General features: G+C 51.8%; 15 protein-coding genes. 11 read left to right on the top strand and 4 right to left on the bottom strand.

Annotation, left to right across the window (positions count from 1 at the left end; genetic code table 11):
- Positions 1-22 precede the first annotated feature (22 nt).
- Complete coding sequence (locus Q4544_RS02625) at positions 23-868, top strand: hypothetical protein (protein WP_303503882.1); 846 nt, start codon at positions 23-25, stop codon at positions 866-868.
- A 94-nt stretch (positions 869-962) separates the two neighbouring features.
- Here Q4544_RS02625 and Q4544_RS02620 read toward each other — a convergent pair whose 3' ends face one another.
- Complete coding sequence (locus Q4544_RS02620; protein WP_303503880.1) at positions 963-1346, bottom strand: DUF1353 domain-containing protein; 384 nt, start codon at positions 1344-1346, stop codon at positions 963-965.
- Between the two features lie 171 nt (positions 1347-1517).
- Here Q4544_RS02620 and Q4544_RS02615 point away from each other — a divergent pair, with 171 nt between their 5' ends.
- From Q4544_RS02615 to Q4544_RS02585, 7 genes are all read left to right on the top strand, one after another.
- Positions 1518-2123, top strand: coding sequence for a nicotinate-nucleotide adenylyltransferase (locus Q4544_RS02615; protein WP_303503877.1), 606 nt, complete (start codon positions 1518-1520; stop codon positions 2121-2123).
- Positions 2124-2201: 78 nt separating this feature from the next.
- A complete protein-coding gene (dacB, locus tag Q4544_RS02610; protein WP_303503875.1) occupies positions 2202-3692 on the top strand; it encodes a D-alanyl-D-alanine carboxypeptidase/D-alanyl-D-alanine-endopeptidase in 1491 nt (496 codons plus the stop codon).
- Between the two features lie 113 nt (positions 3693-3805).
- Positions 3806-4498 carry a 7-cyano-7-deazaguanine synthase QueC gene (gene queC / locus Q4544_RS02605; protein WP_303503874.1) on the top strand — a complete coding sequence of 231 codons (693 nt, stop codon included), beginning with the start codon at positions 3806-3808 and terminating at the stop codon, positions 4496-4498.
- Positions 4498-4854 (top strand): 6-carboxytetrahydropterin synthase QueD, encoded by a 357-nt coding sequence (gene queD / locus Q4544_RS02600; protein ID WP_303503872.1) that lies wholly within the window; start codon positions 4498-4500, stop codon positions 4852-4854. The genes queC and queD overlap by 1 nt, the downstream gene beginning before the upstream one ends.
- Positions 4851-5570 carry a 7-carboxy-7-deazaguanine synthase QueE gene (queE, locus tag Q4544_RS02595; RefSeq protein ID WP_303503871.1) on the top strand — a complete coding sequence of 240 codons (720 nt, stop codon included), beginning with the start codon at positions 4851-4853 and terminating at the stop codon, positions 5568-5570. The genes queD and queE overlap by 4 nt, the downstream gene beginning before the upstream one ends.
- 10 nt (positions 5571-5580) lie before the next feature.
- Positions 5581-6048: a preQ(1) synthase gene (gene queF / locus Q4544_RS02590; protein ID WP_303503869.1), complete on the top strand. Its 468-nt coding sequence runs from the start codon at positions 5581-5583 to the stop codon at positions 6046-6048.
- A gap of 123 nt (positions 6049-6171) precedes the next feature.
- Complete coding sequence (locus Q4544_RS02585) at positions 6172-7089, top strand: MYG1 family protein (RefSeq protein WP_303503867.1); 918 nt, start codon at positions 6172-6174, stop codon at positions 7087-7089.
- A gap of 63 nt (positions 7090-7152) precedes the next feature.
- On the opposite strand, the gene Q4544_RS02580 is transcribed toward Q4544_RS02585, so the two are convergent.
- Positions 7153-7578, bottom strand: coding sequence for a tellurite resistance TerB family protein (locus tag Q4544_RS02580; protein WP_303503865.1), 426 nt, complete (start codon positions 7576-7578; stop codon positions 7153-7155).
- A gap of 242 nt (positions 7579-7820) precedes the next feature.
- On the opposite strand from Q4544_RS02580, the gene Q4544_RS02575 reads away from it, so the two are divergent.
- The 3 genes from Q4544_RS02575 to Q4544_RS02565 all read left to right on the top strand — a co-directional run bounded on the left by Q4544_RS02575 (position 7821) and on the right by Q4544_RS02565 (position 12356).
- The gene (locus Q4544_RS02575) at positions 7821-9464 is read left to right on the top strand and encodes a lysine--tRNA ligase (RefSeq protein WP_303503864.1); all 1644 of its coding nucleotides are present in this window, start codon (positions 7821-7823) and stop codon (positions 9462-9464) included.
- 97 nt (positions 9465-9561) lie between these two features.
- Positions 9562-9954, top strand: coding sequence for a DUF4864 domain-containing protein (locus Q4544_RS02570; protein WP_303503862.1), 393 nt, complete (start codon positions 9562-9564; stop codon positions 9952-9954).
- Positions 9955-10073: 119 nt separating this feature from the next.
- Positions 10074-12356, top strand: coding sequence for a right-handed parallel beta-helix repeat-containing protein (locus Q4544_RS02565; RefSeq protein ID WP_303503860.1), 2283 nt, complete (start codon positions 10074-10076; stop codon positions 12354-12356).
- Between the two features lies 1 nt (position 12357).
- Here Q4544_RS02565 and Q4544_RS02560 read toward each other — a convergent pair whose 3' ends face one another.
- Positions 12358-12501, bottom strand: coding sequence for a glyceraldehyde-3-phosphate dehydrogenase (locus Q4544_RS02560; protein WP_303503858.1), 144 nt, complete (start codon positions 12499-12501; stop codon positions 12358-12360).
- A gap of 96 nt (positions 12502-12597) precedes the next feature.
- Entirely contained in the window at positions 12598-13599 is a 1002-nt protein-coding gene (gene gap / locus Q4544_RS02555) for a type I glyceraldehyde-3-phosphate dehydrogenase (RefSeq protein WP_303503856.1), read from the bottom strand.
- Positions 13600-13845: the final 246 nt, after the last annotated feature.

Below are 13845 nucleotides of genomic sequence, written 5' to 3'. Positions count from 1 at the left end.
TCGAGACTTAGGGGATTTCACGTTGAAGGCCGTGATAGCGGATGGGGTGGGGGATGGCAAATGTGCACTACAAGTGGAGATAATATTTGGAATGAATTTTGAATTTTTGGAAATGCAATTGTTGGAAGACGATATCGAAATTCTGGGCAAAGAAGCGTCATCTGCTTTTTTGGTGCTGGCCTTGGCCGCGGATGAAACAATGCAGCTGATTAATCTCTGGATTATGGCCATGAATACGCAAGCCATGGGTGAGCCGACCCTTAAGTTGGCTTCTGCTAGGTCTCATCTCTTTTTGAGACTGGTGAACTTAAAGGTGGTTGAAGCGCAATATGCAATGAAAGGATTGGAAATTGCCTTGAAACGGCGCGCAAAATCCCGATCTGACTTGGCTATTTTGGAAAAGATCTCAAAAACATGGGCCGATGGAATGTCTGATGTATTAGAAAGTGAATGGTTAGGATTCAGTAAAAAGATGAGAAATAAAATGAGTGGTCATTGTGGAACACAAGACGTGCTTGCGTGGTTGGACTCTGCTCCGCGTAATTCGGACCGGCGTTTCTTGTTCCACAAAGAGTACGCCAACTGTTCGTACCCAGCGACAGATGACTTGGTCTTTGGTTCGTTTCTGAATTTTCATTTCAATCGAATGGGAGGTAAGAGCTCGAACCATGAAAAATTTGACGAATTTCTAAATTGGTTAAACGCCGCTTCGCACAGTGTCTACAGAACGTTTCAGCTTGTGGCTGTGGACGTCTTTTTTAGAATTTTGAAAAAAGAACCTGACAAGACAATACAGTTTGAGATCGGCCGCGAACTTTGTGGATCGTCAAAGACGACCAAACTTCCCGTTTTCTTTTTACGAGATTAGACATATGCCCGGCACCGCCGGGCAGCGCCCGACCCTCCCCACGGGAGGGCGCTTTGCACCCACCCAGGGTCAGGCGCTCCCCTCTGGGAAACCGTTACCCTCTATTCGCGCTGGACGTCCCAAACACCCACTGCACAAACCGCCGAAACCGCATGCCAGAATACGCGACCCACGTGCGCAACACCGGGGCGTGTACGCTTAACGCCGCCTCAAACCATTGGCTGTCCGCAAACGCGCGGCGGTATCCGCTTTCGATCAGATAATCGTGGATCAATGCCGATTTCAAAAATCGCGGATCATCCGGCAGGAACACCCATCGCAACAGCACCGGAACCGAGCTTTCAAATTCTGTACCCGCCGGAATGGTCAAAACCCACCCGCTGTCTTTGCGTCCGATGCACCAGTCCAAATCGCGCACCGAAATATACCCGCGACGGCCGCCTTTTTCGTACCAATTATCATCGTGAAAATCGCCCATCTTACCCTCAATATATTTAATCAAATCGAATCGTACGTTTCGCGCCGTGAAACGTACGAATTTCCACATTTACCAAAATTCTTATCACCGTCCCAAACCTATTAACGGCGCAAGGAACGCAACACCCGGATTTGACTGGACATTTATTGCGGTCACCTTTCTATTCGCCGCATGAGAAAACGCGTCACATATTTACGATCTGGCATGACGGTCGGCCTGCTGGGCGGCTCCTTTGATCCGCCGCATCAGGGCCATGTGCATATCACCCAAGAGGCGCTAAAACGCTTTGGGTTGGATCGTGTTTGGTGGCTTGTAACCCCTGGTAACCCTTTGAAAAAAGAGGGGCCCGCCGCCATCGCCCGCCGTATGGACGCCGCCCGTCAGATCATGGATCACCCCCGTGTCACCATCTCTGATTTTGAGGCCCGCGCAGGCACGCGCTACACGGCTGAAACGGTGGAACGGTTAACCAAAGACTACCCCGGTGTTAACTTTGTTTGGCTGATGGGAGCTGACAACCTTGCGCAGTTCCATAAATGGAAAGATTGGCGTAAAATCATGGACTTAGTCCCCGTTGGCGTCCTCGCGCGCCCCGGTGACCGCACCTCGGCGCGAACCGCCAAGGCTGCAGATGTTTACCGTTTTGCACAAATAAAAGGTAGGGATTCCAGACTGTTAGGCGTTGCGCAGGCGCCGGCCTGGTGCTTTGCCAATGTGCCCATGGTCAATCTCAGCTCCTCCCAAATCCGCGCAACTGGTGCATGGGAAAAGCCGTAACCCGTTTATTTAATTGATATTTTCGAGATAACGCTGTTTTGCGTTTTCTTTCCAAATCCCGCAGGCTAAATTCTTTTCATGTCCAATTTTCTATCCCGCCGATTTTTCCTGACCGCTCTGACCAGCACCGTCGCAACCCCGTTGCTCGCCAACGCGCCCGAGCGTTCGCTGCGTCCGCACCTGCGTCCAGAATCCCTTGGAAAACAACCGGTTAAGACGGTCGAGGAATTGATCAAAGCGGCGAATTTGAACGGCGACGTGGCCTTTTCGGTGGTCGAAATTGGCACTGGCAAGGTCCTAGAACAGCACGGCATAACCACGGGGTTGCCTCCAGCAAGCGTTTCAAAGGCCGTTACGGCCCTTTACGCCCTAGACGCCCTTGGCCCAAATCATCGTTTTCAAACACGCGTTGTGGCCACAAAACCTATTGAAAACGGGGTGTTAAGGGGTGACCTGATCCTCGTCGGCGGCGCGGACCCGACCCTAAGCACCGATCACCTTGGCGAACTTGTGCAGACACTAGCAACGGCTGGCCTCAAGCGGGTCGAAGGTCGTTTTCTCGTCTACGGCGGCGCCTTACCGTTTGCCGAAACGATTGACCCAGAGCAACCGCGGCACGTCGGGTATTCCCCTGCAATTTCAGGCATTTGCTTGAATTTTAATCGCGTTTATTTCGACTGGAAAAAGACCGCAGACGGCTACGACACAGCCATGGAAGCCCGCAGCGCCAAACACCGCCCCCCGGTCCACGTCGCCCGTGTTTCTCTCACAGATAACAAAACGCCAATTTTCGCGTATTCAGCAAAAAATGGTAAAGATAACTGGACCGTAGCGCGCCATGCATTGAACAAAGCCGGCGGCCGCTGGCTCCCAATGCGTCAGCCTGAAATCTATGCGGGTGAGGTCTTGCGCTGGCATGCGCGGGCGCGGGGGATAACGCTGCCAAGCCCCCAGAAAACAACAAGTTTTCCACGTGGTGAGACATTGGCAACCCATAGCAGTGGGCCGCTCACGGACGTGCTGCGCGACATGCTGAAATACTCCACCAACGTAACGGCCGAGATGGTCGGATTGTCCGCAACACTGGCGCGCGGCACCTACGCCGCGTCGCTCCGGGCGTCTGGTCAGCATATGTCTGAATGGGCCGCGGAGCGGTTGGGAATGGCGCAGGCGAAATTCATGGATCATTCCGGTTTAAGTGACCGCTCGCGCATGGATGCGAGTGAACTTGCCCTTGCTTTGGCGGCCTTCCAGCGTAAAGAAATTTTGCACCCCATCCTCAAGCCAATCACGCTAAAACATGAAAACGGATCGCCGAATAAAGATCATCCGATCAATGTTTATGCTAAAACTGGAACGCTAAATTTCGTAAGCGGGCTGGCAGGTTACCTGGAATCTTCGCAGGGAGAGGAAATGGCATTTGCCATTTTTGTCGCGGATACAGACACACGTTCCAAGCTGACCCGCGATCAACGCGAACGGCCGCGTGGTGCCAAAAGTTGGAACAGTCGGGCGAAGAAACTTCAGCAAAAACTGATTGAACGCTGGGGGCTTGTCTACGCAAGCTGAACACGGACTTTTCGCTTTTCTTCGAAATGCTGATTTGCTAAATCCCGCGCGTTCGGGATGGTCCCGGATACCGGTCGCAGCCTACCCGGTTCGCTAAAACAAGGGTTCAAAAAATGAAAACTCTCGTCATCTGCTCAGGCGGATTGGATTCCGTGTCTCTTGCTTACCAAGTCGCTGAGGAACAGGAATTGTTGGGGTTGATCTCGTTTGATTACGGGCAGCGCCATAAAAAAGAAGTCGAATTTGCAGCCCTTGCGGCAGAGCGATTGGGCGTTGTGCATGAGTTGATCGACATGCGCCACATTGGAGCGTTCTTGGCTGGCTCAGCGTTAACCGATGATGTCGACGTTCCCGATGGACACTATGCTGAAGAAACCATGAAGGTGACTGTTGTCCCAAACCGTAATGCAATCATGTTGTCAGTTGCATTTGGCGTGGCTGCTGCCAAGGGTGCAGATGCCGTTGCGACAGCCGTTCATGGGGGCGATCACTTTATCTATCCGGATTGCCGTCCTGGATTTATTGATGCGTTTCAGGCGATGCAAAATCAAGCGCTAGAGGGCTATGCCGAGGTTCGATTATATACACCCTTTGTGCATGTTCCAAAGTCAGACATCGTAGTTGCGGGCGCTAAATTTGATACGCCATTTGCTGATACCTGGTCTTGTTACAAGGGTGGGGAAAGCCATTGTGGTCGCTGTGGAACTTGCGTCGAGCGTCGCGAAGCCTTTGATATTGCAGGTGTAACTGATCCAACGGTTTATGCCGATCCCGAGTATTGGAAATCTGCGGTGGAGGGGCACTGATGTTTCGTATCACAAAAGAGTTCCACTTTTCCGCAAGCCATCAGTTGTGTGGTTTGCCAGAGGATCACCCCTGTTCGCGCATGCACGGGCACAACTACATTGTCGAAGTTGAACTGTCTGCGCCAGAGTTGGACGAGAACGGATTTGTACTGGATTACCGTGCGTTGTCGCCCTTGAAAAAGTGGATTGATGATAGCTTGGATCATCGGCATCTGAACGATGTATTCGGTCATGATATGGTTACGTCTGAACGGCTGGCAAAAGAAGTGTTTGATTGGGCAAAACCTAAGTGGGAACAGGTGACCGCGGTGCGGGTGTCTGAAACACCAAAGACTTGGGCTGAGTACCGACCATGAGCAAGCTACGGATTGCGGAAATCTTTGGGCCAACCATTCAGGGCGAGGGCGCTGTTATCGGTGCGCCTACCGTTTTTGTACGGGCTGGGGGCTGTGATTATCGCTGCAGCTGGTGCGACAGTCTGCATGCTGTTGATCAGGAATACCGCCACACATGGACAGCCATGGCGACAGAGGACGTCTGGTCAAAGGTGCGTACGCTGTCAGGTGGAAAACCGCTGACGGTTTCATTATCCGGCGGCAACCCTGCCATTCAGGATTTTGGCCCGCTGATCGCTTTGGGCAAGGCCGAGGGCTATGAATTTGCTTTAGAAACGCAGGGGTCAGTGGCACGCGATTGGTTTTCTGAACTGTCGCCTCTGATCCTGTCTCCCAAACCACCGTCTTCGGGAGAGGTTGTGGATTGGGACAAGTTTGATGCGTGCCTCGTTGCTGCTGGTAATGCCGAGATCGCGATGAAAATCGTTGTCTTTGATACGGTGGATTACCAATGGGCCAAGGACGTCGCTGCGCGTTACCCGCAGGTACCTTTGTATCTGCAACCGGGCAATCACACGCCGCCACCACCTGATGCCGATGATGCGGTGATTGATATGGATGGCATCATGGAACGATACACTTGGTTGATCGAAAAAACACTTGGGGATCAATGGTTTACTCCCCGTATTTTGCCGCAATTACATGTCCTTGTTTGGGGCAATAAACGTGGGGTCTAAGGAGAGACACATGGCTGATGAAAGCATTTACGCTGGGTTGACTCAATTGGGTGGCAAGACTGAATTGCCCAACTCACCGGAAGAGGCGTTATTGGAAAAAGTGCCAAACCCGCAAGCCGGAACAAACTACGCGGTGCGCTTTACAGCGCCGGAGTTTACGTCGCTTTGTCCGTTAACAGGCCAACCAGATTTCGCCCATATCGTGATTGACTATGTGCCGGGTGATTTTCTTGTGGAAAGTAAGTCGCTTAAGCTCTTTTTGGGATCGTTCCGTAATCACGGTGCCTTTCACGAGGATTGCACGGTGTCGATCGGCAAGCGGCTTGTTGAATTGCTAGAACCAAAATGGCTGCGCGTCGGCGGGTATTGGTTCCCGCGCGGCGGCATCCCGATTGATGTGTTTTATCAAACCGGTGCCGAGCTGCCGGGCGTCTTTATCCCAGATCAAGGTGTGCCGACATATCGCGGCCGAGGTTGAACTGGTGGCTGCTCGGCGATCTTATCCTTGATCTAGTCGCCCAGCTTTGACAAACGACCTGTAACCTCTTTAAGGGCGGCCGCGTTGGTCGCCTTTTCTCATGACCGACGCTGGAGCATACACATGACCATTACTCATCTTGTCACCCATTCCGGGGGCTTTCATGCGGATGAATTGCTGTCCTCGGTTGTGCTGACGCGCCTGTTCCCTGATGCGACTTTGTTGCGCACACGTGACAAGCAGTGGCTCATGCCTTCGGCTAAAAAGATTATCTATGATGTTGGTGGACAGTTCGATCCAGACGCGCAGATATTTGATCATCACCAGCGGCCGGGACCGATGCGCGAAGATGAGCAGCCGTTCAGTTCCTTTGGTCTGATTTGGGCGCAGTACGGGCGCGCTTATCTGTCTGCGATGAATGTGCCCGCGGATGATGTTGAACTTATTCACGCGAAATTTGACAGCAAATTTGTGCTGCCGATTGACCTTTTGGACAATGGCGCGATGGATCCGTCTGTGGCGGGGCCGCTGTCGATCCTGACGTTGCCCGCGTTATTGGGCAGCTTGAAGCCTGTGTTTGATGATCCATCGCCAACCGCAGATGATGATGCGTTTTTTGCAGCACTTCCAATGGCGCAAGGCTTTGTAGAGGCGCAAATCCGTAACCTTGCCGCGAAATCCCGTGCGGAAAGCGTGGTTGTTGAGGCCATCGCGAAAGCTGGAACATCGCCTATTCTCGAGCTGCCGATGGGCATGCCGTATCGATCTGTCTTGGTTAAGGCAGAGGCAGATCATATTCTCTTTGTGGTTAATCCACGCGGAGGGGATTGGACCTTGAATGGTATCAAGCTTTCAAACGACACCTTTGATCAACGTGCCGATTTACCGGCCTCTTGGGCTGGCCTATCTGATGCAGCGCTCGAAGAAGCAAGCGGCGTACAGGGTGCCAAATTCTGCCACAACGCGCGTTTTATCGCGGTCGCGAATTCGCGAGACGCGATTTTGGAAATGGCTGAAATCGCTGTGAAGGAAGCCACTTAAAACATAAAACCCGGCAACCATTGGGATACCGGGTTTGGTGATTGGTAATGCTGTGATGACCGTTTAGATGGTCATATGACGCGCACGTGCGCCACGCTCGATGGCAGCGGCGTGCAAGCGATCAATGTTCAGCTCGTAGCGCATTTCCTCTAGTAGACGGAGCTCACCTTCTAGGATTAGGCCATCTGCCGCAGCAACATCGCAGGCGAGGGCATATGCCGTTTCGTACAACTCTTCAGGAAGGTTATCGCTGATCAGACCGAATAGAGCGGCAAGGCCGTCTTCTTGTTCGAAAAGGTCAAAAACGGTTTGGCTTACAACTGTGATCCGGTCGATGTCATAATCGCCGAAAACCGGTAGGTTGTTGACGGCCGATTGGATTTTGATCAACTCCGCCGTTCGGATGTTTTCATCCGACGCTGAAATCGCCACCATCATCGCAATTAAGCAATCTTGAGGTGTCAGGGGATGGGGAATCTCTTGAGTCATATTCGGGCCTTTGTTCCAGCGCTTTTGATTGCAGGATATGGAGCAGTTTGCAGCGGGGCAAGCTTAGAGTGAGGTATTACGCAGATCGGGGGATTCAAGCTGTAGTCATCTGCTGAAATGGATATTTCTGATTGTTGCGACTATGAAGCGTCCCGAAGAAATGTTGACCATGCTGCATTCGCAAACTATGCATCTCCGGTCGCCAACGCATAGGGCGTGGCGGCTGATTTCTGGAGAATACAATGTCTGATCTGCGTGATGCTGCGATGAGCTCGAAAGCCTGGCCATTTGAAGAAGCGCGCCGGGTGCTCAAACGCTATGAAAAGCAGCCGCCAGAAAAGGGCTATGTGCTGTTCCAAACAGGTTACGGCCCCTCAGGTTTGCCGCATATCGGCACCTTTGGTGAGGTCGCGCGGACGACTATGATCCGAACTGCGTTTGAAACGATTTCTGATATTCCTACAAAGCTCGTTTGTTTCTCTGACGACTTGGACGGTATGCGCAAAGTGCCAAGCAATGTTCCGAACTCGGAAAGCTTGGCAGAGCATCTGCAAAAGCCGCTGACGTCTGTTCCTGATCCGTTTGGAACACATGACAGCTTTGGCGATCATAACAACGCTATGCTGCGCCGCTTTTTGGATACGTTTGGCTTTGAGTATGAATTTATCTCGGCCAATGAGTTCTATGGCTCTGGTAAGTTTGACGAGATTCTAAAGCGCGCCGTTGAAAAATACGATGAGGTTATGGCGGTCATGCTGAAATCTCTGCGTGAAGAACGGGCTGCGACCTATTCGATCTTTTTGCCGATCCACCCAGAGACCGGTCGCGTTTTGTATGTGCCCATGAAAAAGGTGGATGCGGAGAATTACACGATCACCTTTGACGACGAAGAGGGCAAAGAGTGGACGCTGCCTGTGACCGGCGGCAATGTGAAGCTGCAATGGAAGCCGGATTTTGGTGCGCGTTGGGCGGCACTGGGTGTCGACTTTGAGATGTACGGAAAAGATCACTCCACTAACACTCCAATCTATGACCGCATCTGCCGGATTTTGGGCGCGCGTGCGCCAGAGCATTTCACATATGAATTGTTCTTGGATGAAAACGGCCAGAAGATCTCAAAGACGTCTGGTAATGGCGTGTCGATTGACGAGTGGCTGACCTATGCGTCGTCAGAAAGCCTGTCGTATTTCATGTACCTCAAGCCAAAGACGGCAAAGCGGATGCATTTTGATGTTATCCCAAAGGCTGTTGATGAATATCATCAGCAACTGCGCGCCTATCATGGGCAGGACATCAAAGGTCAGTTGAACAATCCAGTTTGGCATATCCACGGTGGCAAAGTGCCAGAGTCTGACATGGTTGTGCCATTCTCGATGTTGTTGAACTTGGCAAGTGCGTCGAGCGCTGAAGATAAGGCGGCGATGTGGGGCTTTATCAACAAATACGCACCAGATGCGACGCCGGAGAGCAATCCAACGATGGATCAAGCCGCGGGCTTTGCTGTGCGGTATTTCAATGACTTTGTTAAGCCTAACAAAGTGTTCCGTGCGCCTACAGATCAAGAACGTGCAGCGTTGACCGATCTGGCAAAGGCATTGTCCTCGCCAGAGGCTGCGTTGGCAGTGATTGCTGAAAAGAATGCTGCGATGGGGAATGATGACGCGTTGCCAGAAGCGAATTTTGCGAGCGATGAATTTTTGCAATCCATTGTCTTTGCTGTTGGTAAGATCCATGGCTTTGATCCGCTGCGCGATTGGTTCAAAGCTATCTACGAAGTGCTATTAGGCGCATCGCAGGGGCCACGGTTTGGGGGCTTTATTGCGCTCTATGGTGTGCCAGAGACCATTGCCTTGATCGAAGCCGGATTGAACGGCGAATTGATGTAAACGAAACGGCGGCCAATTGGCCGCCGGTTTTCTTTGCGCTCATGAAATTGGACAAAAACGGAATTCGCTCTAACCTTCTGTGACAGGAGGAATTGACATGCGTTTGATTTTTGCTGCCGCGTTGGCGGTCTGGGCCTCGGTTCTGAATGCACAAGATGCTGAGATTCAAGATGTGATTTCCAGGCAAATCGAAGCGTTTCAAGAGGATGACGTGGAGGCGGCTTACGGGTTTGCTAGCCCGTCCATTCAGAACCTGATTGGATCACCAGCACGTTTTGGCGCGATGGTGCGCAATGGATATCCCATGGTTTGGCGCCCATCTGATTTTCGTTTCTTGGAGCTCAAAGAGCTGCGCGGAACCTATCGGCAAAAGGTATTGTTTAAGGATACTCATGGCGTGTTTCATGAACTTGAATATCAGATGCTGTTGATCGAAGACCGTTGGCGGATCAACGGCGTGCGGTATTTGCAAGCTGCGCCAGCCGCATAAAACGCAACACCCAGCGTACGCTGGCCTGAGTTATCGTTAATGAACGCTCGGTAAACCCCAAACGAGAGCGCGTCCGTGCTGATCACGCTGTGACGCCAATCAGTGAAAAGGGGTTTTCGATGAACAAAGCAATCACAGATGGTGTTGTCTTGATGCCGCCGGCATTCTCGGCTGGGCTTGGGGTTTGGTCTAGTGGTGATGGGACGCCGGGATCAGACACTTATAGCGGCGCGTCGAATGCGGCATTTGTCCCAGCCGACGCTGATTTCGCGGGATGCTTGGAGCTGCAAAAGACGTCTGCAACGCAGCGATTGCGGCACATGGGGCAAACGCCTGTTCTACCGGGGTGCTATTTGCGGGTGACTGCACGGGTGAAGGCGATGAGTGGGGCTTTGCCAGCGGTGCGTATTGCGGCTTGGGCCGGAACGGCAGGTGGCAGCCATGTGAGTGGGTTGGTCGAGGTTGGGCCTTCGACATCATTGACGAGCTACGGTGAGGTTGTTGAGATTTCGGCAATCATTGGGTCCGGCGTTCGTGGTGGTGTGGATATGCCATGGGGTGCGCAGCCTGATTACGCACATGTGGGGCTTGATCTGACTGGGGCGTCAGGTGGGGTCGTACGTATTGATGACATCGTTGTCGAGGACCTAACGTCTGCATTTTTGCGCGACATGATGGCTATGGTTGATGTGCGTGACTACGGGGCTGTAGGCGATGGGACTACGGATGATACAGCCGCCTTTATCGCGGCCAATGATGCAGCAGATGGGCGCACGGTGCTGATTTCCAAAGGGACGTATTTGTTGAATTCTAATGTGAAGTTCACAGAGCGTGTTCGGTTCGAAGGCACATTGAGCATGCCGCGTTCGGCCATCTTGGATTTGACGAAGAACTTTGATCTGCCCGCATACATCGATGCTTTTGGGAATGAGCAGCTAGCCTTTGAAAAGGCTTTTCAATCGCTTTTGAATAGTTCTGATCATGAGTCTTTGGATCTTGGCGGACGTCGCATCACGATTTCTTCGCCGATTGATATGCAAGCGATTGTGCCAAACCGTGCCTCGTTTGCGCAACGCCGGCACCTTGCGAATGGGCAGTTCTATGTAACCAGCGATGCAAGTTGGGCGCCCACAGTTGTGACGTCTCAGGGGACATATTCAACCAGCAATGCGCTTACGCTTACGAATGTTGCGAACATTGCGAATGTTCAAGTTGGTTCGTTGGTCACTGGTAACGGGGTAGGGCGAGAGGTTTATGTCAGGTCTAAAAATGACGCGACACAAGAAGTAACCTTGAGCGCCCCGTTGTATGACGCGGCTGGCACACAATCCTATACGTTTACTCGGTTCAAATATGTTTTGGATTTCTCTGGTTTCAGTAAGCTCCAGAGTTTTTCGATCTCGGATGTTGAGTTTCTATGTAACAACATTGCCAGTGGCATCCTATTGGCCCCTTCGGGCGTGATTTTTCATTTGCGAGATTGTTGGATCAATCGCCCAGCAGATCGCGGGATCACAAGCCATGGCGAAGGCTGTCAAGGTATGCTGATTGATCGCTGTCAATTCATTAGCGGCGAGGCTGCGCAGCGCTCGCAGGATCGTAGTTCGATTGTTCTGAATACGAATGCCAATGATATTAAGCTGCGCAACAATCGCTCGACGCAATTTCGACATTTTGCAGTGCTGGGTGGGTCAAATAACACAATCATTGGCAATCACTTTTTCCAAGGGGATGGCGAAACGAACGGTATCCGCACGGCCGGCATCGTGATCATGAGCGGGCATTGTTCGACAACGATCACCGGGAACTACGTTGATAACTGTTCGATTGAATGGACGAATGAACATGATGCGAGTCCGGATTTTACAAACGGCTTTTCATTTTCCGCGATGAGCATTGATGACAACATGTTCCTATCAGGGAACGTCGCCCCTTGGTTCGGGTATTTGGTTATCAAGCCCTATGGAACAGGGCACTTCATTGGCGGCTTAAGCGTGTCAGGGAATAAGTTCCGAAGTATTAACGGGACGATTGACCGTGTTGATCGTGTGGACAGTTCATTCGCTCCGTTAAATATGTCCAAGGGTAAGAATATTCGATTTGATGGAAATACGTTCCACCAAATAGAAACGCCGGCCTATAATCCGCTGGTGGTCAAACATGATCAGAATACAGCGGCGACGGCGTGGACGGTTGATACAGACGGACATCTGCCCTTTGGCGGCCAAGCACGAACTGTTGAATCTGTGGTCGCGACCTCTCGGTTGCGCACAAGCAGCAACCAAACGCGCTGGGCAACGCCATATGTTGATTTACAGCAGGGGGCGAATGGGGATCAGGTGCGTTTGAACTGGCAAGAGGCCTTGCACGGTGATGTGACGTTGAAGGTCTCAATGACCTAAGTTAGCGCCAGAACGCGATCCATTCGATCAGCTCTGCAAACTTTCGTCCTGCTAATAAGCTACCAGCCCCATCAAGGAAATATTGATCCGCGATGACTGCGAGGACAATGGCGAGACCTAAGAAGATTGCGATCGGGTTGGTCATGAAATTGCTGCGCCCCCGGAGACTATTGGATACCTTGTTAAAGGGTATGCCTGACAGTCTGCGGGGGCGCAATAATTTTGGATATAGAACAGCTGTTTAGATCAGCTGACCCATTTTCGCGGCAACATCTGCCATACGAGTAGAAAAGCCCCACTCGTTGTCATACCAAGCCAAAACGCGAACGGTTCGCCCGCCAACAACTTTGGTTTGATCTGGTGCAAAGATGGAGCTTTCTGTTGTGTGATTAAAGTCGATAGAGACTTTTGGCTCTGGATCGTAGCCCAACACGCCTTTCATTGTTGTCGCAGCCGCTTCGCGAACGATTTCATTCACATCAGCTGCAGTGACATCTTTGGAAGCTACAAAAGTCAGATCAACGGCAGAAACGTTGGGCGTAGGGACACGTATTGCTGTGCCATCAAGCTTGCCTTTTAGATCCGGAAGCACTTCGCCCAAGGCTTTCGCAGCGCCGGTTGAGGTTGGGATCATTGCCATGGCTGCTGACCGTGCGCGGTACAAGTCACTGTGACGGCGGTCCAGAGTTGGCTGATCGCCTGTGTAGCTGTGGATCGTGGTCATCAGACCGTTCTCGATACCAATGTTTTCGTGCAGGACTTTTGCAAGCGGAGCCAAGCAGTTTGTCGTGCAAGAGCCGTTTGAGATCATGTTGTCATTCGCATTGAGCAGATGATCATTAACCCCAAACACAACGGTACGTTGGACATTCTTAGCAGGCGCGGAGATCAGAACTTTTTTAGCGCCACGTTCTAAGTGCTTGGCTGCCTTTTCGCCGTCATTGAATTGGCCGGTGCATTCCAGAACAACATCAACGCCCGTCCAGTCCAACTCATCCATGTTGTAGGTTGAATAGACGCGCATTGGCCCTTGGCCGACATCCATTGTGCCGTTTTGAACGGTAACATCGTTGATGAAGCGCCCATGGATCGAGTCATAGCGGATAAGATGCGCCGCAGTTTCGAGTGGGCCTGTTGCGTTTAGCTTAACAACTTTTACATCGTCACGAGCAGCTTCTGCGATTTGCATCAAAGTGCAGCGACCGATGCGGCCAAATCCGTTGATGCCTAGGGTGACGGTCATGGAATGTCCTCTTTTTATAAGCACGTGGAGTTGGCCGCCGTATAGAGCGAATAGGGCTGGGGAAAAAGGTAAAACACGTTTTTTGTCAGTATGTTAGCGTTAAACGTGACCTGACTGCTTCTGTTTGCGTTAACGGTTACGGCACCGATGGCGATAACGGTTTTCCGTATCGGTAAGAAATTCCAAGGCTGATCTGGTTGGCCCAAGATTCAGCGGGATGATTCCCTGTCAGAGCGTGTTGTTCTA

Source organism: Cognatishimia sp. 1_MG-2023, from assembly GCF_030548175.1.
In the GTDB taxonomy this organism is placed as follows: domain Bacteria; phylum Pseudomonadota; class Alphaproteobacteria; order Rhodobacterales; family Rhodobacteraceae; genus Cognatishimia.
Note: the sequence above shows the minus strand (reverse complement) of the source record. Positions and strands in the feature narration are given on the sequence as shown.

Excerpts from the sequence above, each read along its gene's own strand:
- Q4544_RS02570 (WP_303503862.1), top strand. The coding sequence starts at position 9,562 with ATGCGTTTGATTTTTGCTGCCGCGTTGGCGGTCTGGGCCTCGGTTCTG.
- Q4544_RS02585 (WP_303503867.1), top strand. The coding sequence starts at position 6,172 with ATGACCATTACTCATCTTGTCACCCATTCCGGGGGCTTTCATGCGGAT.
- dacB (WP_303503875.1), top strand. The coding sequence starts at position 2,202 with ATGTCCAATTTTCTATCCCGCCGATTTTTCCTGACCGCTCTGACCAGC.
- queF (WP_303503869.1), top strand. The coding sequence starts at position 5,581 with ATGGCTGATGAAAGCATTTACGCTGGGTTGACTCAATTGGGTGGCAAG.
- queC (WP_303503874.1), top strand. The coding sequence starts at position 3,806 with ATGAAAACTCTCGTCATCTGCTCAGGCGGATTGGATTCCGTGTCTCTT.
- gap (WP_303503856.1), bottom strand. The coding sequence starts at position 13,599 with ATGACCGTCACCCTAGGCATCAACGGATTTGGCCGCATCGGTCGCTGC.
- queD (WP_303503872.1), top strand. The coding sequence starts at position 4,498 with ATGTTTCGTATCACAAAAGAGTTCCACTTTTCCGCAAGCCATCAGTTG.
- Q4544_RS02560 (WP_303503858.1), bottom strand. The coding sequence starts at position 12,501 with ATGACCAACCCGATCGCAATCTTCTTAGGTCTCGCCATTGTCCTCGCA.
- Q4544_RS02580 (WP_303503865.1), bottom strand. The coding sequence starts at position 7,578 with ATGACTCAAGAGATTCCCCATCCCCTGACACCTCAAGATTGCTTAATT.
- Q4544_RS02615 (WP_303503877.1), top strand. The coding sequence starts at position 1,518 with ATGAGAAAACGCGTCACATATTTACGATCTGGCATGACGGTCGGCCTG.
- queE (WP_303503871.1), top strand. The coding sequence starts at position 4,851 with ATGAGCAAGCTACGGATTGCGGAAATCTTTGGGCCAACCATTCAGGGC.
- Q4544_RS02620 (WP_303503880.1), bottom strand. The coding sequence starts at position 1,346 with ATGGGCGATTTTCACGATGATAATTGGTACGAAAAAGGCGGCCGTCGC.
- Q4544_RS02565 (WP_303503860.1), top strand. The coding sequence starts at position 10,074 with ATGAACAAAGCAATCACAGATGGTGTTGTCTTGATGCCGCCGGCATTC.
- Q4544_RS02575 (WP_303503864.1), top strand. The coding sequence starts at position 7,821 with ATGTCTGATCTGCGTGATGCTGCGATGAGCTCGAAAGCCTGGCCATTT.